The 16,925-nt window shown below is 68.3% G+C and carries 17 protein-coding genes; 6 read left to right on the top strand and 11 right to left on the bottom strand.

Features of this window, described 5'->3' with window-relative positions; translation table 11 throughout:
- Nucleotides 1-77: 77 nt before the first annotated feature.
- Entirely contained in the window at nt 78-1,271 is a 1,194-nt protein-coding gene (gene hemW, locus AU197_RS23070) for a radical SAM family heme chaperone HemW (protein ID WP_064405802.1), read from the bottom strand.
- Nucleotides 1,272-1,425: 154 nt separating this feature from the next.
- Between hemW and AU197_RS26855 the strand changes: the two genes are divergently transcribed.
- The 4 genes from AU197_RS26855 (at nt 1,426) to AU197_RS23055 (ending at nt 4,739) form a co-directional block, all read left to right on the top strand.
- A complete protein-coding gene (locus tag AU197_RS26855; protein WP_353612135.1) occupies nt 1,426-1,527 on the top strand; it encodes an Ms4527A family Cys-rich leader peptide in 102 nt (33 codons plus the stop codon).
- Nucleotides 1,528-1,640: 113 nt separating this feature from the next.
- Nucleotides 1,641-3,323, top strand: coding sequence for a nitrite/sulfite reductase (locus AU197_RS23065; protein ID WP_064405800.1), 1,683 nt, complete (start codon nt 1,641-1,643; stop codon nt 3,321-3,323).
- An 8-nt stretch (nt 3,324-3,331) separates the two neighbouring features.
- Nucleotides 3,332-4,024 carry a phosphoadenylyl-sulfate reductase gene (locus AU197_RS23060; RefSeq protein WP_197415637.1) on the top strand — a complete coding sequence of 231 codons (693 nt, stop codon included), beginning with the start codon at nt 3,332-3,334 and terminating at the stop codon, nt 4,022-4,024.
- A gap of 7 nt (nt 4,025-4,031) precedes the next feature.
- Nucleotides 4,032-4,739, top strand: coding sequence for a sirohydrochlorin chelatase (locus tag AU197_RS23055; protein ID WP_064405797.1), 708 nt, complete (start codon nt 4,032-4,034; stop codon nt 4,737-4,739).
- 7 nt (nt 4,740-4,746) lie between these two features.
- On the opposite strand, the gene AU197_RS23050 is transcribed toward AU197_RS23055, so the two are convergent.
- The 7 genes from AU197_RS23050 to AU197_RS23025 form a co-directional block, all read right to left on the bottom strand.
- Nucleotides 4,747-5,811 (bottom strand): class I SAM-dependent methyltransferase, encoded by a 1,065-nt coding sequence (locus AU197_RS23050; RefSeq protein ID WP_064405795.1) that lies wholly within the window; start codon nt 5,809-5,811, stop codon nt 4,747-4,749.
- A 65-nt stretch (nt 5,812-5,876) separates the two neighbouring features.
- Nucleotides 5,877-6,932, bottom strand: a complete 1,056-nt coding sequence (locus AU197_RS23045) for a sulfate/molybdate ABC transporter ATP-binding protein (RefSeq protein WP_064405793.1) — start codon at nt 6,930-6,932, stop codon at nt 5,877-5,879.
- A gap of 17 nt (nt 6,933-6,949) precedes the next feature.
- Nucleotides 6,950-7,762, bottom strand: a complete 813-nt coding sequence (gene cysW / locus AU197_RS23040; protein ID WP_064405792.1) for a sulfate ABC transporter permease subunit CysW — start codon at nt 7,760-7,762, stop codon at nt 6,950-6,952.
- Entirely contained in the window at nt 7,759-8,625 is an 867-nt protein-coding gene (cysT, locus tag AU197_RS23035; protein WP_064405790.1) for a sulfate ABC transporter permease subunit CysT, read from the bottom strand. The genes cysW and cysT overlap by 4 nt, the downstream gene beginning before the upstream one ends.
- Entirely contained in the window at nt 8,622-9,635 is a 1,014-nt protein-coding gene (locus tag AU197_RS23030; RefSeq protein WP_064405788.1) for an extracellular solute-binding protein, read from the bottom strand. The genes cysT and AU197_RS23030 overlap by 4 nt, the downstream gene beginning before the upstream one ends.
- A gap of 117 nt (nt 9,636-9,752) precedes the next feature.
- Nucleotides 9,753-9,845 (bottom strand): Ms4533A family Cys-rich leader peptide, encoded by a 93-nt coding sequence (locus tag AU197_RS26850; protein WP_353612094.1) that lies wholly within the window; start codon nt 9,843-9,845, stop codon nt 9,753-9,755.
- A gap of 140 nt (nt 9,846-9,985) precedes the next feature.
- Nucleotides 9,986-10,183: a hypothetical protein gene (locus AU197_RS23025; RefSeq protein WP_064405786.1), complete on the bottom strand. Its 198-nt coding sequence runs from the start codon at nt 10,181-10,183 to the stop codon at nt 9,986-9,988.
- A 32-nt stretch (nt 10,184-10,215) separates the two neighbouring features.
- Here AU197_RS23025 and AU197_RS23020 point away from each other — a divergent pair, with 32 nt between their 5' ends.
- Nucleotides 10,216-11,457: an FAD-dependent oxidoreductase gene (locus AU197_RS23020; RefSeq protein WP_064405784.1), complete on the top strand. Its 1,242-nt coding sequence runs from the start codon at nt 10,216-10,218 to the stop codon at nt 11,455-11,457.
- A 70-nt stretch (nt 11,458-11,527) separates the two neighbouring features.
- A complete protein-coding gene (locus AU197_RS23015) occupies nt 11,528-13,564 on the top strand; it encodes a glycoside hydrolase family 15 protein (protein ID WP_064405782.1) in 2,037 nt (678 codons plus the stop codon).
- Between the two features lie 21 nt (nt 13,565-13,585).
- Here AU197_RS23015 and AU197_RS23010 read toward each other — a convergent pair whose 3' ends face one another.
- Genes AU197_RS23010 through AU197_RS23000 form a run of 3 tightly spaced genes read right to left on the bottom strand, consistent with a single transcriptional unit; the run spans nt 13,586 to nt 16,880 of the window.
- Nucleotides 13,586-14,632 (bottom strand): uroporphyrinogen decarboxylase/cobalamine-independent methonine synthase family protein, encoded by a 1,047-nt coding sequence (locus AU197_RS23010; protein ID WP_064405781.1) that lies wholly within the window; start codon nt 14,630-14,632, stop codon nt 13,586-13,588.
- A 15-nt stretch (nt 14,633-14,647) separates the two neighbouring features.
- Nucleotides 14,648-15,880, bottom strand: a complete 1,233-nt coding sequence (locus AU197_RS23005; protein ID WP_064405779.1) for an acyl-CoA dehydrogenase family protein — start codon at nt 15,878-15,880, stop codon at nt 14,648-14,650.
- Between the two features lie 43 nt (nt 15,881-15,923).
- The gene (locus AU197_RS23000; RefSeq protein WP_064405777.1) at nt 15,924-16,880 is read right to left on the bottom strand and encodes a LysR substrate-binding domain-containing protein; all 957 of its coding nucleotides are present in this window, start codon (nt 16,878-16,880) and stop codon (nt 15,924-15,926) included.
- Between the last annotated feature and the right edge of the window lie 45 nt (nt 16,881-16,925).

The raw sequence follows: 16,925 nt of genomic DNA, 5'->3' as shown, positions 1-16,925 counted from the left end.
TTCACCAAAGCCCCCGCGAACGTTGATTTACCGCGCGAAATTCGCCCCCGAACCTCGCGTTGATCAACGATCGGCGATCAGTCGAGCAGGTCGCGGACCACCGCGTCGGCCAGCAGCCGGCCGCGATCGGTGAGCACCAGACGCTCACCGGCCCGGCGCAACAGCCCGTCGGCGACCGCGACGGCGGCGCGCTCCCGTTCGGGTGCACTCAGCACGCTCGTCGGCAACCCGTCGCGCAGCCGCACCCGCAGCATCACGTCCTCGATGTGCAGGGTGGCTTGGTCGAGGTGCTCGTGATCGGCCACCGGCAGTCGACCATCGGCCAGCGTCCGGGCATACGCGCTCGGATGCTTGACGTTCCACCAGCGCACCGCATCGACGAACCCGTGCGCGCCCGGTCCCGCACCCCACCACTGGCCGCCGTTCCAGTAGCCGATGTTGTGCAGGCACTCACCGCCCGGCCTGCTCCAGTTCGAGACCTCGTACCAGGTGAAACCGGCAGTAGCCAGGCGCGCGTCGAGCAGCTCGTAGCGGCGCGCCAGCACGTCGTCGTCGGTCGGTACGAGCTCGCCGCGCCGCACCCGCCGGGCCATCGCGGTGCCGTCCTCGATGACCAGGGCGTAGGCCGACACGTGATCGACGCCCGCCTCGACGACGGTGTCGACCGAACGCAGCAGGTCGTCGTCGGACTCCCCCGGCGTGCCGTAGATCAGGTCGAGGTTGACGTGGTCGAATCCGGCCGCACGGGCCTCCCTCGCCGCGGCGAGCGCCCGGCCCGGCGAGTGTTTCCGGTCCAGCGTCGCCAACACGTGCGCGGCCGACGACTGCATGCCCAGCGACACCCGGGTGTACCCGGCCGCCAGGAGCTGGTCGAACAGCGGCGGCGACGTCGACTCCGGGTTGGCTTCGGTGGTGACCTCGGCCCCCGCCGCCAGCGGGAAGTGCGCACGCACCGCGTCGAGGACGGCGGCCAGGCCGGGCCCGCCCAGCAGCGACGGGGTGCCGCCGCCGACGAACACGGTGTCGACCTCGGGGATGCGGCCCAGGTGCGTCGCGGCGTGAGCCAGCTCGGTCCGCAGCGCCGCCAACCAGCCGTCCGGGTTGACGCCGCCCAGCTCGCCGGGCGTGTAGGTGTTGAAGTCGCAGTAGCCGCAGCGGGTGGCGCAGAACGGCACATGGACGTAGACGCCGAACCGCCGCCCCTGCGCGGGGGTCATCGCAGGCAGCACCGCCGCGGAGGCGGCGTGTCCGGGCGCTGCGGTTCGGGTCATGTCAACGATTGTCCGCCTGCGGCGAGATTGCACTCGGGCGGGCGTGCCCTCGCACTTCCGACACGTGGCCACGTTCTCGGCGAGGTTCTGCTCATGATGAGCCCAAATCTCCCCCGGTTAGGGCTGTGCGGGGGTTCGTGGCACAATTGGCGACGTGACTGCCGCCCGCATTTTCCCCAAGCGTGTATCGCTGGTGGCGCGTCGGCACGTCGACTTCAAGCGCGTGTGTACCTGTTGTTGTCTGCCTTGCGCTTGATCTAGGTCCCCAGCCCACCCTCGTACGTACAGCTGGCCGCCGGATCTGCGCCGCCGGACAGCCACCGGTGACCACGCGCGATTCGAACGCCGGCTCCACCAAGGAGCCACCCCATGACCACCGCGGAATCCAAGCCGAAGCCTCCCAAGAAGACCCGTGCCGAAGGGCAGTGGGCGCTCGGTTACCGCGAGCCGCTCAACGCCAACGAGCAGTTCAAGAAGGACGACGACGCGCTCAATGTGCGCGCCCGCATCATCGACATCTACTCCAAGACCGGTTTCGACGGCATCGACAAGCAGGACCTGCGCGGCCGGTTCCGCTGGATGGGCTTGTACACCCAGCGTGAACAGGGCTACGACGGCACCTGGACCGGTGACGAGAACGCCGATCTGCTCGAGGCCAAGTACTTCATGATGCGGGTGCGCTGCGACGGTAAGGCGTTGTCGGCTGCCGCACTGCGCACGCTCGGCCAGATCTCAATCGACTTCGCCCGCGACACCGCCGACATCTCCGATCGGATGAACCTGCAGTACCACTGGCTCGAGGTCGAGAACGTGCCCGAGATCTGGGAGCGGTTGGCCGCGCACGGTCTGCAGACCACCGAGGCGTGCGGCGACTGCCCGCGCGGAATGCTGGGCTCGCCGCTGGCCGGCGAATCGCTCGAGGAGGTTCTTGACCCGACGCCCGCGCTCGACGAGATCGCGCGGCGCTACATCGGCAACCCCGAGTACTCGAACCTGCCGCGCAAGTACAAGACCGCGATCTCCGGTCTGCAGGATGTGGCCCACGAGGTCAACGACATCTCCTTCATCGGCGTCAACCATCCCGAGCACGGCCCGGGGCTCGATCTGTGGGTCGGTGGCGGCCTGTCGACCAACCCGATGCTGGCGCAGCGGCTCGGGGCGTGGGTTCCGCTCGATGAGGTGCCCGACGTCTGGGAGGCGGTCACCGCGGTGTTCCGCGACTACGGGTATCGAAGGCTGCGCTCCAAGGCCCGGCTGAAGTTCCTGATCAAGGACTGGGGCGTAGAAAAATTCCGTGAAGTTCTCGAACAGGAGTACCTGGGTCGCAAGCTGATCGACGGGCCCGCGCCGGAACCGGTCAAGCACCCGATCGACCACGTCGGCGTCCAGAAACTGAAGAACGGGCTCAACGCCGTCGGCGTCGCGCCGATCGCGGGCCGGGTCTCGGGCACCATCTTGACCAAGGTGGCCGATCTCGCCGAGGCAGCGGGTTCGGACCGGATCCGGTTCACCCCCTACCAGAAACTGATCATCCTCGACGTGCCCGACGACAAGCTCGCCGAGCTGTCCGCGGGCCTCGAGGCGCTGGGGCTTCCGCCGGAGCCGTCGCACTGGCGCAAGAACCTGATGGCCTGCACCGGTATCGAGTTCTGCAAGTTGTCGTTCACCGAGACCAGGACCCGCGCGCAGGTGTTGGTTCCGGAGCTGGAGAAGCGGCTCGAGGACCTCAACGCGCAACTCGACGTACCGATCACGGTGAACATCAACGGCTGCCCGAACTCGTGCGCGCGCATCCAGGTCGCCGACATCGGGTTCAAGGGCCAGATGGTCGACGACGGTGACGGCAACTCGGTCGAGGGTTTCCAGGTGCACCTGGGCGGCAGCCTGGGTCTGGACAGCGGCTTCGGGCGCAAGCTGCGTCAGCACAAGGTGCTGGCCACCGAACTCGGGGACTACATCGACAGGGTCGTTCGCAATTTCGTGAAACAACGAGAGCAGGGCGAGCGTTTCGCTACGTGGGCCATTCGAGCAGACGAGGCGGATTTGCGGTGACGGATTTGATGAACGGGACCGAACTGCAGGCACTGGCCGAGCGCGGTGCCGCCGAACTCGAGGGTGCGAGCGCGCACGACCTGCTGCGCTGGACCGACGAGAATTTCGGCGGCAATTACGTCGTGGCGTCGAACATGCAGGACGCGGTGCTCATCGATCTGGCCGCCAAGGTGCGGCCCGGCGTCGACATCCTGTTCCTGGACACCGGATACCACTTCGTCGAGACCATCGGCACCCGCGACGCCGTCGAGGCGGTCTACGACGTCAACATCGTCAACGTCACCGCCGAGAAGAGCGTGGCCGAACAGGACGAGTTGTTCGGCAAGAACCTGTTCGCCCGTGAGCCCAACGAGTGCTGCCGGATGCGCAAGGTCGAGCCGCTTTCGGCGGCGCTGCGCGGCTACTCGGCCTGGGTGACGGGTATCCGCAGAGTCGAGGCGCCCACGCGCGCCAACGCGCCATTGATCAGTTGGGACAAGGCTTTCGGGCTGGTGAAGATCAACCCGTTGGCGGCGTGGACCGACGAGGACATGCAGACCTACATCGACACCAACGGCGTGCTCGTCAATCCGCTCGTCTACGAGGGGTATCCGTCGATCGGCTGCGCCCCGTGCACGGCCAAGCCCGTCGAAGGCGCCGATCCGCGCAGCGGCCGCTGGGCAGGCACCGGCAAGATCGAATGCGGACTGCACGCCTCGTGAGTTCATCGTGACCCTCGTGCTGACCGCGCACGGCAGCGCCGACCCGCGTTCGGCGGCGGTGACGCATGCGGTGGCAGGCCGGATCCGGCGGCTGCGGCCCTGGCTCGACGTGCGTCCTGCGTTCCTGGAACAGAACGGCCCCGGCCTGCTCGACACCCTGAGCGGTCTGCACACCCCGGCCGTGGTCGTACCGTTCCTGCTCGCCTGCGCATTTCACGCGCGGGTCGACATCCCCTCGATCGTCGAGCAGTCCGGTGCGGTGGTCGATCGCGCCGAGGTGCTCGGCGAGGATCCGGCGCTGTTGACCGTGCTGCGCCAGCGGCTCGCCGAGCTCGGGGCCTCCCCCGACGACGACGGCCTCGGCGTCCTCGTCGTCGCGGTCGGTTCATCACATCCCGCCGCGAACGCGCGCACCGCTACGGTGGCACAGGCCCTGCGCTCTGGAACGCGTTGGGCGGGAGCCGAAGTCGCGTTCGCCACCGGACCCTATGCGAATATCCCGGAGACCGCCGAGCGCCTGCGCGCCCGCGGCGCCCAACGCCTGGTCATCGCGCCGTGGTTCCTGGCGCACGGGCGGATCACCGATCGTGTCGCCGGATACGCTGCGGCGCACGGCGTTGCGATGGCCGAACCGCTCGGATCGCACAACCTCGTCGCCGCGACGGTGATGGACCGCTACGACGCGATCACCGCGCGCGCCACGGTCGCCGCCTGATCGAACCTCAGCACCTGACCTCGAACACGTTGTTGAACGGCGTCTGCGCGGCCAGCCGGAACCGGCTGAACCCGGCCGCTCTCACGACGTCTCGAATGCGGGCCGGGCCGGCCTGGGTGCCCAGCGCCATACCGATCGGTTGCGCCAGCGACGACGGTGTGCACAGCAGTGTGGAAAAGCCGTAGTACGCGCGCCCGATCGGGTTGAGGTTGTCTTCCACCCGGTCACCGGCGGCCGGCTCGACCACCATCCAGGTTCCGTCGTCGACGATGACCTCCCGGACGTGTCGCGCGGCGCCGATCGGATCGCCCATGTCGTGCAAACAGTCGAACATGGTCACCAGGTCGTACGGTCCACCCCCGAACGCGTCCGCGGTCGCGATCTGGAAGCTGACCGTTGCCGGTGTCAGGTTTCGCTCACGCGCCACGTCGATGGACTCGGCATGGCCGTCCACGCCGACGAACGTCGAGGCGGGAAAGGCTTGGCCCATCAGAAGCGTCGACGCCCCGTGTCCACAACCGACGTCGGCGACGCGCGCGCCGCGTACGAGCTTGTCCATGACGCCGTCCAGCGCCGGGATCCAGTCGTCGACCAGATGTGCGGCGTAGGTCGGGCGGAAGAACCGCTCGCACCCGACGTGGACGTCGGAATTGTGATCTCCCCACGCGACGCCGACGCCCGAGCGGGCCGCCTCGATGATGCGTCCAGCATCTGATGCGGTGCCATGGGCGATCTGGAAGAGACCGCCCACGAACGCCGGGCTGGTCTCGTCGGTGAGCGCCACAGCCTGCTCGGGCGGCATCCGGTAGCGCTCGGTCGTCGGGTCGTAATCGACGAAGCCTCCGGCGGTTTGAGCGTTGAGCCACTCCCTGGCGTAATGCTCGTCGGTGCCGGTGCGCTCGGCCAACTCAGCGGGGGTGCTCGGCCCGTGCTCAACGAGCGACCGGTAGTACCCGAGGCGGTCCCCCATGACGACGAGGGCGCAGTTCAGTGCCGCCCCGGCCTCCTCGACCGCTCGGAACACGAACTGCATCAATTTGTCCGGATCGACCTGGGTGCTCGAGGTGTTCATGCGAGCAACTGAACCAGCATTTGCGCCTCGCGTAATGGGGCAATTGCCCCATCTTGGGCCGGCAGTCAGGGCGTCGTCAGTGCCTCGGCGTCAGCCCTGTCAGCCGGCGGAACATTGGTACCGCCCGGCAACGGAGGCACCCGCGTGGCACGAACGTAGACCGTGTCACCCTCCTTCAGGCCGAGCGCCTCGGCGTCGCCCCGGGTGATCTGCGCGGTGAACGGCGTCTGATCGGTCGCACTGTGCAACTCGACCCGAACTTCGAAGCCCAGCATCACGATTCGATCGATGACCGCACGAACCACCCCAGTGGACTGCACCGACTCGTCACTGGTGGCGATCGCCATGTCCGGGTTGCGGCCGACGCGGATGTCATGCGGACGGACCAGCGAACCGTTAAGCGAGGACACCGCACCGAGGAACGACATCACAAACGCGTTGGCGGGCGAGTCGTAAACCTGTTCGGGAGAACCGATCTGTTCGATGCGTCCCTTGTTCAGCACCGCGATCCGGTCGGCGACGTCGAGCGCCTCGGACTGATCGTGCGTGACCAGCACCGTGGTGACGTGCACCTCTTCGTGAAGCCTGCGCAACCAGGCGCGAAGGTCCTCGCGGACTTTGGCGTCCAGCGCCCCGAACGGTTCGTCGAGCAACAACACCTGCGGGTCGACCGCGAGCGCGCGGGCCAGGGCCATGCGCTGACGCTGACCGCCGGAGAGCTGGTTCGGGTAGCGGGTCTGGAAACCGGCCAGCCCCACCACTTCCAACAGATTGTCGACCTTCTCCTTGATCTCGGCCTTGGGCCGCTTGCGGATCTTCAGGCCGAACGCCACGTTGTCGCGCACCGTCAGATGCTTGAACGCGGCATAGTGCTGGAAGACGAACCCGATGCCGCGGCGCTGCGGCGGCACGTCGGTGACGTCGCGGCCGTTGATCGTAATGGTTCCGGTATCGGGCTGGTCCAGGCCCGCGATGGCCCGCAGCAGCGTCGACTTACCCGAACCGCTGGGCCCCAGCAGCGCGGTCAACGAGCCGGACGGCACCTCGAAGTCGACGTTGTCCAACGCGGCGAAGTCACCATAGTGCTTGTTCGCGCCGCGCACGACGATCGCGTTCGTCATCTGTGTTCTCCCTACCCCTACTTGCCTGTCCGGACGCGCCGCGCGTCAAGCAACACCTGCGCGACCAACACCACCACCGCGACCGCCATCAGCAGCGTCGACACCGCATAGGCGCCGTACTCGGCACCGCGGGTGTAACGGTCCGACACCAACAGCGTGAGCGTCTGTGAGCTTCCCGGCAGGTTCGACGACACCATCAGCACCGCGCCGTATTCGCCGAGGGTGCGCGCGATCGTCAGCACGACGCCGTAGGTCAGACCCCACCGGATCGACGGCAACGTGACCCGCCAGAACGTCTGCCACCATTGCGAGCCCAAGGTGGCCGCGGCCTCCTCCTGATCGGTGCCGATCTCGTGCAGCACCGGTTCGACCTCCCGGATCACGAACGGCACGGTGACGAAGATGCTGGCCAGCACGATGCCGGGAAGCCCGAAAATGATCTTGAATCCGAGGTTGTTCTCCACGAAGCCGAACAGCCCTGCCGAACCCCACAGCAGGATCAGCGCGACGCCGACCACCACCGGCGACACCGCGAACGGCAGATCGATGACGGCCTGTAGGGCACTCTTGCCCCGAAACTTGTTGCGCGCCAGCACCAGTGCCGTCGGCACCCCGAACAGCACATTGAGCGGCACCACGATGGCGACCACCAGCAACGAGAGGTTCAGCGCCGAGATCGCCGCGGGGGTGCTGATCGATCCGATGAAGGCTCCGACGCCCGGCGAGAAAGTGCGCCACAGGATCAGCCCCACCGGCACGAGGACCAGGATGACGATGTAGGCCAGCGCGAGATAGCGCAGCAGGTGTTTGACCGGGGGCGAAAGGATCATGGCGCCAATGCGTCCCGCCGGGCCGCGCGCGAGCCGATCGCGCGCAGGATGAACAGCACGACGAACGAGATGGCCAGCAGCACGATCGAGATCGCCGCGGCGCCGGTGCGGTCGTCGTTCTCGATCAGGGTGCGGATCCACTGCGAAGACACTTCGGTCTCACCGGGCACGGCACCGCCGATCAGCACCACCGAACCGAACTCGCCGATCGCGCGGGAGAACGCCAGACCGGCGCCTGACAGCAGCGACGGCAGGAGCGCCGGCAGCATCACCCGGGTGAAGATGACCCAGTTGCTGGCGCCCAACGATGCCGCGGCTTCCTCGATCTCGCGGTCCAGCTCCAACAGCACCGGTTGCACCGAGCGCACCACGAACGGCAGGGTGACGAACAGCAGCGCCACCCCGATGCCCCACTTGGTGTGCTGCAGGTGCAGCCCGACCGGGCTGGCGGGGCCGTAGAGCGCCAGCATGACCAGGCTGGCGACGATCGTCGGCAACGCGAACGGCAGGTCGATCACCGAGTCGATCAGCCGCTTGCCGACGAATTCGTCGCGTGTCAGCACCCAGGCCACCAGCAGCCCGAACACCAGGTTGACCGCCGTCACCCCGAACGACACGGTCAGCGTCACCTTGAACGACTCGAGGGCCGCATTCGAGGTGACCGCAAGCCAGAACGCCCGCCAACCGCCCCCCACCGACTGCCACAGGATGGCGGCCAGGGGCAGCAGCACGATCAGGCTCAACCAGATCGACGCGGCCCCCACCCGCAGCGACGTCGTTCCGTGACGACGCTCGAGGAGTCGGGATGCCCGGCCCGGCTCACCACCGGTGAGCTCGGGCCGGGCTGCCACAGAAGAGGTCATCCGGTCGCCTGGGTGTAGATCTTGGTGATGGAGCCGTTGTCCTTGTCGAACAACTCGGGATCCAGTGTCGCCCAGCCGCCGAGATCCTGGGTGGTCCACAACTTGGCGGGTGCGGGGAACTTGTCCCTGAACTGCTCGAGCACGGCGGGATCGACGGGCCGGAAGCCGGCCTCGGCCCACAGCTTCTGCGCCTCGGGGGTGTAGATGAAGTTCTTCAGCGCGTTCGCCTTGTCCAGATGCCCGCTCGACGTCACCACCGCGACCGGGTTCTCGATCTTGAAGGTCTCCGGCGGGTTCACATACTCGAGGTCGAAGTTCAGCGCCTCGTTCTCGTAGGCCAGGAGAACATCGCCGCTGCCCTGCCGGAACACGTCGGTGGCCTCCCGGCCCGAACCCGGGCGCAACTTGATGTGCTGGGTCACCAACTCGGTGACGTAGTCCAGCCCGGCCTGGGGGTCCTGGCCACCCTTGCTGGCCCACGCGTACGGCGCCAGCAGGTTCCACTTGGCCGAGCCGGAACTGAGCGGGCTGGGCGTGATGACCTCGACGCCCGGCTTGAGCAGATCCGGCCAGTCGCGGATGTTCTTGGGGTTGCCCGGGCGCACCGCGAGGGAGACGACGGATCCGAACGGGATGCCCTTGGTGGCGTCGGCGTTCCAGTCCTTGGCGACCTTGTCGGCCTTGACCAGGCGGGCGATGTCGGGCTCGACGGAGAAGTTCACGATGTCGGCGGGTTTGCCGTCGACGACGGCACGCGACTGGTCGCCCGAGGCGCCATAGGACGTCGTCACACCGACACCCTTACCCTCCGGCGTCGCGGCGAACGCGGGAATGACCTTGCTCCAGCCGGGTTCGGGCACGGCATAGGCGACCAGCGTCAGCGTTGTCTCGGCGCCGTTCCCGCCGCCCTCACCCACCACATCGCTCGAGCCGCCACCGCATGCGGCGAGGACGGTGGCGGTGGTGGCCAGCGCCGCGGCGGTGCGCCAGGTTCTGCGGATGTTGACCATCGGGGACCTTTCCTTGGGGGACTTCGGTGGAACCCGACCCGACGGGAAGGCGATGGATCAGCGCGAGGCGTCATCCCACAGCCGTTACCGACACCGAACCGCGGACGGGCGGAGGAGTCAGCAACAACAACAGACATCAGCAACAGCGCTGAAACTCACGGCAATGAGGGCCAGAACATGGCCGCTCTTGTTGCCGGACGCTGTTTGCATGGCGGGAAGCCTAACAGAGTTCTCGTAACCTGCCCGGTGAGGGTTTCGGCGCCGTCAACGAGTGAACAGCCACATGACGAGCACCAGGATCACCAGGATGACGAGCACCAACGTCACCCGCGACCGCGGCATCCCGCCGCTCATCGCTCAGCGTCCCGTTCGTCGTGGCGAACCTGGCGCCACAACCTGATCCCGTTACCGAGGGCGCCGTCGAGCACCACGGCGGTGCCGTAGGCCAGCGCGAGCACCACCGGCATCACCACCGCGGTCTGGGCGACGAACGGCAGGCCGGTGAGCCAGAGCTCGACACCGTCCCACCAACTCAGGAAGCCAGCCACGCGGCCAGCCTAGGCGATGCGAGGATGGGCACGTGGCCGCCGACTCGGACCCCGCCCCCCGGGCCGGGGACACCACCTGCATCGTGGCCGGCGGCGGTCCGGCGGGCATGATGCTCGCGTTGGTGCTCGCCCGCGCCGGGGTCCACGTCACAGTGATGGAGAAGCACGCCGACTTCCTCCGTGATTTCCGCGGTGACACCGTGCACGCCAGCACCCTGCGGCTGCTCGACGAGTTGGGACTGTCCGACGAGTTCGCGGCCATTCCGCACCGTGAGATCGAGACCTTGTCGATGAGCGTGCAGGGCACGCCGGTCACCATGGATCTGCGTCGAATTCCCGGACCGCACAAGCACATTGCTCTGGTCCCGCAATGGGATTTCCTGGAACTGCTGGCCACCGCGGCAAAGCGGGAACCGACGTTCACCTTGCTGCGCAGCACCGAAGTGCTTGGGCCGATCCGTCACGGCGACAGCGTCGTCGGTGTCCGCTACCGGGGCGCCGACGGCGAGGTGCGCGAGATGCGCGCGACATTGACCGTCGCCTGCGACGGGCGGTCGTCGACACTGCGCGCCGCGATGGGGCTCGAGCCGAAGGACTTCGGTGTGCCGATGGACGTCTGGTGGTTCCGGCTGCCCCGCGATCCCGACGATCCGCACGGGCTCGCCGGTGTCCTCGGCGCCGGGCACGCGCAGATCGTCATCGACCGCGGCGACTACTACCAGTGCGCCTACGTCATCCCCAAGGGTCGCGACGAGGAGTTGCGGGCGCAGGGAATCGGGTCGCTGCACCGCGGTGTGGTGGCGCTGGTGCCGTGGCTGGCCGACCGTGTCGGGACGGTGACGTCGTTCGACGACGTGAAGCTGCTCGATGTGCGGTTGAACCGCCTGAGACGCTGGTACAGCGACGGCCTGCTGCTGATCGGTGACGCCGCCCACGCGATGTCACCGGTCGGCGGGGTGGGGATCAACCTCGCGGTGGCCGACGCGGTCGCCGCCGGCCGGATCCTGGCACGCCCGTTGCGTTCGGGCACGCTCTCGACGAGGCATCTGGCCCGCGTGCAGGTGCGGCGGTGGCTACCCGCCGCGCTGATCCAGTCGGTGCAACGGGTGATCCACCGCCGCGTCATCGCGGTCGCCGTCGCCTCCACCGGCCGGACCGAGGCGCCCCGTCTCGTTCGGGTGGCCGCCGGCCTGCCGCTGCTGCGCCGAGTGGCGGCCTACGGCGTCGCGATCGGTCCCCTACCCGAACACATTCCGGCCTTCGCCCGGCGCTGACGAGCCGCTGGCCGCGCCGTTGACGGCCAACAAGTAGACGGCGAGCGCGTCGGCAGTCGATGATGGCGGCATGGTTCTGCAACAAACCGGGCCGTCGGACGGGTCAACGGAAACCGAGAACGGGGCGAAGCCGGCTGAAGCCGTCATGGCGAACACCCCGCTGACCGTGACCGCGCCGACGCCGTACGCGCCCACCGGAGCGTTGCGAAACCCGTTTCCGCCCATCGCCGACTACGGCTTTCTGTCCGACTGCGAGAACACGTGCCTGATCTCGTCGGCCGGATCGGTCGAGTGGCTGTGCGTGCCGCGGCCCGACTCGCCGAGCGTGTTCGGCGCCATCCTCGATCGCGGAGCCGGGCACTTCCGGCTCGGCCCGTACGGGGTGACGGTGCCCTCGGCGAGGCGCTACCTGCCCGGCAGCCTGATCCTGGAAACGACATGGCAGACGCACACCGGATGGCTGATCGTGCGCGAGGCGCTGGTGATGGGACCCTGGCACGACCTCGAGACCCGGTCGCGCACCCACCGCCGCACCCCGATGGACTGGGACGCCGAGCACATCCTGCTACGCACCGTGCGGTGTGTGAGCGGCACCGTCGAACTGGTGATGAACTGCGAGCCGGCCTTCGACTATCACCGCATCCCCGCGACGTGGGAGTACTCGGCACAGGCGTACGGCGAGGCGATCGCGCGCGCCAGCCGCGACGCCGACGCACACCCCACGCTGCGGCTCACCACGAACCTGCGGCTCGGCCTGGAGGGTCACGAGGCCCGGGCGCGGACCCGGATGAAGGAAGGCGACAACGCGTTCGTCGCGCTGTCGTGGTCCAAGCACCCGGCCCCGCAGACCTACGAAGAGGCCGCCGACAAGATGTGGCAGACCAGCGAGGCCTGGCGCCAGTGGATCAACGTCGGCGACTTCCCCGACCATCCGTGGCGGGCCTACCTCCAACGCAGCGCGCTGACATTGAAGGGGCTGACCTACTCGCCCACCGGCGCGCTGTTGGCCGCGCCCACCACGTCGCTGCCGGAAACGCCTCAGGGCGAACGCAACTGGGACTACCGCTATGCGTGGGTGCGCGATTCGACGTTCGCGCTGTGGGGCCTGTACACACTGGGGCTGGATCGCGAGGCCGACGACTTCTTCGCGTTCATCGCCGACGTGTCCGGCGCGAACAACGGTGAACGACACCCACTTCAGGTGATGTACGCCGTCGGCGGAGAGCGCACCCTGGTCGAGGAGGAACTGCGCCACCTGTCTGGATACGACGGGGCGCGGCCTGTGCGCATCGGCAACGGCGCCTACAACCAGATGCAGCACGACATCTGGGGCACGATGCTCGATTCGGTGTACCTGCACGCCAAGTCCCGCGAGCAGATCTCCGACACGCTGTGGCCGGTGTGCAAGCAACAGGTCGAAGAGGCGATCAAGCATTGGAAGGAGCCCGACCGCGGGATCTGGGAGGTGCGCGGCGATCCGCAGCACTTCACCAGCAGCAAGATCATGTGCTGGGTGGCGCTGGACCGCGGCTCCAAGCTCGCCGAACTGCAGGGTGAGAAGTCCTACGCCCAGCAGTGGCGTGCGACCGCGGAGGAGATCAAGGCCGACGTGCTCAAACACGGCGTCGACTCCCGCGGCGTGCTGACGCAGCGGTACGGCGACGACGCACTCGACGCCTCGCTGCTGCTGGCCGTGCTGACCCGGTTCCTCCCACCCGACGACCCGCGGGTGCGGGCGACGGTGTTGGCGATCGCCGACGAGCTCACCGAGGAAGGCCTGGTGCTGCGCTACCGGGTTGACGAGACCGACGACGGGCTGTCCGGCGAGGAGGGCACCTTCACGATCTGTTCGTTCTGGCTGGTGTCCGCGCTGGTCGAGATCGGCGAGATCAGCCGCGCCAAGCACCTGTGTGAGCGGTTGCTGTCGTTCGCCAGCCCGCTGCACCTGTACGCCGAGGAGATCGAGCCGCGCACCGGCCGCCATCTCGGCAACTTCCCGCAGGCGTTCACCCACCTGGCGTTGATCAACGCGGTCGTGCACGTGATTCGGGCCGAGGAGGAGGCCGACAGCTCGGGGGTGTTCGTCCCGGCCAACGCCCCGATGTAGGCCGCCGTTGGCTGGCCGAAGTCAGCCCGCCAGCGCGGGTTCGCGCGAAGTGGCGTAGTCGTTCCAGGCGACGAGCACCGCCTCGAGCTGTTCGACCGAATGCCGTCCGAGTCCGCATTCGGTCGAGATCCCGAACTCCGGCAGGAACTCCGCCGCCAGCGCCGCCCGCGTCCGCGCGCCGTCTGCGCCGTCCTCGGCGTGCAGCAAGCCCAGATAGATCTCGGTTCCGGCCTCTAGCGCCAGTCCGCTCAGCGGTTGCCAGTGCGCCCGCCTGTTCCACGCCGCGACCGTCGCCGCCTGGATGGCGTCGATGCGGCGCGGCACATGGCGCGACAACCCGTTGGCCAGGGTGACGATCGCTGAGGCGTCCCGCGGCAGGATGTGCCTGCCGCCGCGGGCGGCCGCCTCCTCGTCGGGTGGATCACCCATGAACGGTGACGCACCGAACTTCGAATCGCCGTAGCACAGATGGAAGGTCAGCTCGGCGTCGTCGTGAACCCAGGACGCCAGCCGGGCCGTGGCCGCGAAGATCGGCTCGAAACCGCCGTAGGGATTGGGGAACCACCCTTCGACTGTCGCCAGTTCGGTCGGCAGGTCCCACTGAATCGCCAAGTCGCCCGGTGGGATCGCCTCCTGCAGCGCCTCGACGCTTCGCTGCAGCGCCTGCTCGTAGGCGTAGGCCACCTCGACCTGGGAATCGAACTGCGCGAACGAGTTCACGGCGTTGAAGGGCGTCGGTATGGACACCAGGAAACGCGAGTCGGGGGCCAGCACGCCGTCGCGGCGCGCGGCGATGAATCGCGCGTACGAGCCGGCGGCGACGCTGTGGTAGTCGAGTGCGCCGAATGACACCGGTGTTCCGGCGCGTACCCGGACCTTGTTGTCGACGACGTCGAGCGTCGGGTTGGTCAGGAAGTGATCGGCCTGGGTGAGAACCCAGTTGGCGCGGTCACCGGGTTCACCGTCCGGCACGCGCGTCACGCCGGGTTGCAGCCGACTGCCGACGAGCTGGAAGGCGTCGTCGACGGTGGCGACGTTGATGCTGCCGGTGAGATAGAAACCTGTCATCGCGGATCCTTCGGTTCAGAGGAGGACACCGAGCCGCGGCGGTTTGGTGCCGCGAAGGGTGTGGTTGCCGAGGTGGACGTATTTCCAGCGGGCGGGGTCGTGCAGCGAGTGCACCCGCACGTTGCGCCAGTGCCGGTCCAGCGCATGCGCGCGGTCGGTGGCCGACGCCCCGGCCAGTTCGAAGATGCCGCTGGCGATCTCGACGGCGAACTCCTGTGCCAGGGCCTTTGCCGCGGCCACCCGCAGCGACGCGGCGGCCGCGGCGTCGCGGGTCAGCTCCGGTGCGCTCAACGCGTCGTCGACCAGGCCGGCGCCCTGGGCCAGTAGCGCCTCGAGCGCGTACAACCGCGCCGTGAGCTCACCGAACCGGCGCACGACGTGTGGTTCGTCGGCGGCGTTGTCGACCCCGGCCTCGAACCACGGCCGAGATTTCGTGGTGACGAACCGTGCACCGTCCTCCAGTGCCGCGCGGGCGATCCCGATGTCCACCGCGGCGTGCAGGGCCTGGTCGAACGCGCCGAGCACCGAAGGTGGCGCGGTGACCGGATCGGGGTCGGGCCCCTCGTCGATGACGAATTCACCCTCCACGACGACGTTGTCGAAGACGACCTCACCGCTGGCGGTCCCACGCTGACCGAACGAGGACCACCGGTCGAGGTTGAGCGTCACACCGGGGTCGGTGGGCCGGACGAACACCGTTGCGCCGTGCGATGGTTCGGTGTCAGGTATGCGGGCGGCGACGGCGATCCAGGTCGCACCGAGTGTTCCGGTCGCGTAGTACTTGGTGCCGTTGAGCCGCCACGTGCCGTCCGGCCGGCGTGTCACGGTGGTGAGCCGGTCGGCGCTGGTGCGGGTGCCGCGCTCGACGGTGGCGTTACCGAGCTGGGCGCCGGCGAGCACGTCGCCGTAGATGCGCGGGGCCGGATCGTCGTGCTCGAGCCCGCTGATCGCCTGGCTCAGTACGTAATGGGAGAGCAACAACTGGCCGACGGCCGAATCCGCCTGCGACAGAATGCGTAGGACTTCGACGGCGGTAGCGCGCGGAAGGTCGGGGCCACCGTGTGCGGCGGGGACGATGATGCCCAGCAGCCCCGACTCGCCGACCCGGCGAAGCTCCGCTTCGGGCCAGGCCCCGCTGAGTTCCCGCTCGACCGCGCCGGCAGCGATGTCCGCCGCGATCGAATGGGCGGTATGCAGCGCGTGCTCGGCCGAAGCGAGGACGGGCGTGGTGCTCTCGGTGGTGGTCATGGTTGGCCAATCTAAGGTCGTCGGTGTCGGGGCGGAACCGGAGTCAAGCGACGCTGAAGGGGCGTTCAGCAACGCTGTAAGCGGTCTGAGCGCGCAGGTGCGCGCCGGCCGAGCGGACAAGGGAGACAAAGGTCGTCAGCGGTGTGTTGACCGCGGACTCCCGGGGGGTCGCCACGCCGATGCGCCGCACCGGTGCGCCTCCGGCGATCCGTCGTAGCGTCACATCCGGGTGGACACCGCCGTGAGCGGCCAGCGACGGCACCAGCGACACCCCGAGATCGGCGGCCACCAGGCCCTGCACGGTCGAGTAGTCCTCCGCGCGGAACGTCACCGATGGCACGAATCCCGCTTTTCGGCAGGCTTTCTCGAACACACGGACATCGGGGCACACCCCGGTTTCGGTGCTGACGATCCACCGTTCGTCGGCCAGCGCCGCGAACGGCACCGCCGAGGCGGCCGCCAGCCGATGGGCCGCGGGCAGCACGGCGTAGAACTCGTCGTCGTACACCGCGTCGGTGTGGACACGCGGGAATTCCGGGTCCTCGCCGGGAACCTCGGTGATGACCGCCGCGTCGACGTCGCCTGCCGCCAGCATCCCGACGCCCTTCTCGGGGTCAGCGGGAACCAGTTCGATGTCGATGTCGGGACACAGCGCGCGGAAACGCACGATCGCGCGGGGCAGCAGGGTCGCGGCGGCGGTGGCGAAGGACGCGACCCGCACGGCACCGGGCCGAAAGCCGGCCATCTGCGCCAGATCACGTTCGGCGGCCATGACCGCTGCGATGATCACCCCCGCGTGCTCGAGCAGACGTGTCCCGGCGGCCGTCGGTCGCGCCCCGCTCGGGCTCCGCACCAAAAGCGTCGAGCCGATGTCGCGCTCCAGTGCGGTGATCTGTTGCGACACAGCCGATGTCGTATAGTTCAGCGCCGCCGCGGCCGCCGACAGCGAGCCACAGCTCACGACTTCCCGCAACACCACCAACCGGCGCACATCGAACACGGGCGAAACGTAACCGCCTTACGATGAATCGCCGACGGTTGCGAT

The sequence above is a fragment of the Mycobacterium sp. IS-1590 genome (assembly GCF_001500025.1).
GTDB lineage: Bacteria > Actinomycetota > Actinomycetes > Mycobacteriales > Mycobacteriaceae > Mycobacterium.
Note: the sequence above shows the minus strand (reverse complement) of the source record. Positions and strands in the feature narration are given on the sequence as shown.

Coding starts and splice junctions, on each gene's coding strand:
- hemW (WP_064405802.1), bottom strand. CDS start 1,271: ATGACCCGAACCGCAGCGCCCGGACACGCCGCCTCCGCGGCGGTGCTG.
- AU197_RS23065 (WP_064405800.1), top strand. CDS start 1,641: ATGACCACCGCGGAATCCAAGCCGAAGCCTCCCAAGAAGACCCGTGCC.
- AU197_RS23060 (WP_197415637.1), top strand. CDS start 3,332: ATGAACGGGACCGAACTGCAGGCACTGGCCGAGCGCGGTGCCGCCGAA.
- AU197_RS23050 (WP_064405795.1), bottom strand. CDS start 5,811: ATGAACACCTCGAGCACCCAGGTCGATCCGGACAAATTGATGCAGTTC.
- AU197_RS23045 (WP_064405793.1), bottom strand. CDS start 6,932: ATGACGAACGCGATCGTCGTGCGCGGCGCGAACAAGCACTATGGTGAC.
- cysW (WP_064405792.1), bottom strand. CDS start 7,762: ATGATCCTTTCGCCCCCGGTCAAACACCTGCTGCGCTATCTCGCGCTG.
- cysT (WP_064405790.1), bottom strand. CDS start 8,625: ATGACCTCTTCTGTGGCAGCCCGGCCCGAGCTCACCGGTGGTGAGCCG.
- AU197_RS23030 (WP_064405788.1), bottom strand. CDS start 9,635: ATGGTCAACATCCGCAGAACCTGGCGCACCGCCGCGGCGCTGGCCACC.
- AU197_RS26850 (WP_353612094.1), bottom strand. CDS start 9,845: ATGCAAACAGCGTCCGGCAACAAGAGCGGCCATGTTCTGGCCCTCATT.
- AU197_RS23015 (WP_064405782.1), top strand. CDS start 11,528: ATGGTTCTGCAACAAACCGGGCCGTCGGACGGGTCAACGGAAACCGAG.
- AU197_RS23010 (WP_064405781.1), bottom strand. CDS start 14,632: ATGACAGGTTTCTATCTCACCGGCAGCATCAACGTCGCCACCGTCGAC.
- AU197_RS23005 (WP_064405779.1), bottom strand. CDS start 15,880: ATGACCACCACCGAGAGCACCACGCCCGTCCTCGCTTCGGCCGAGCAC.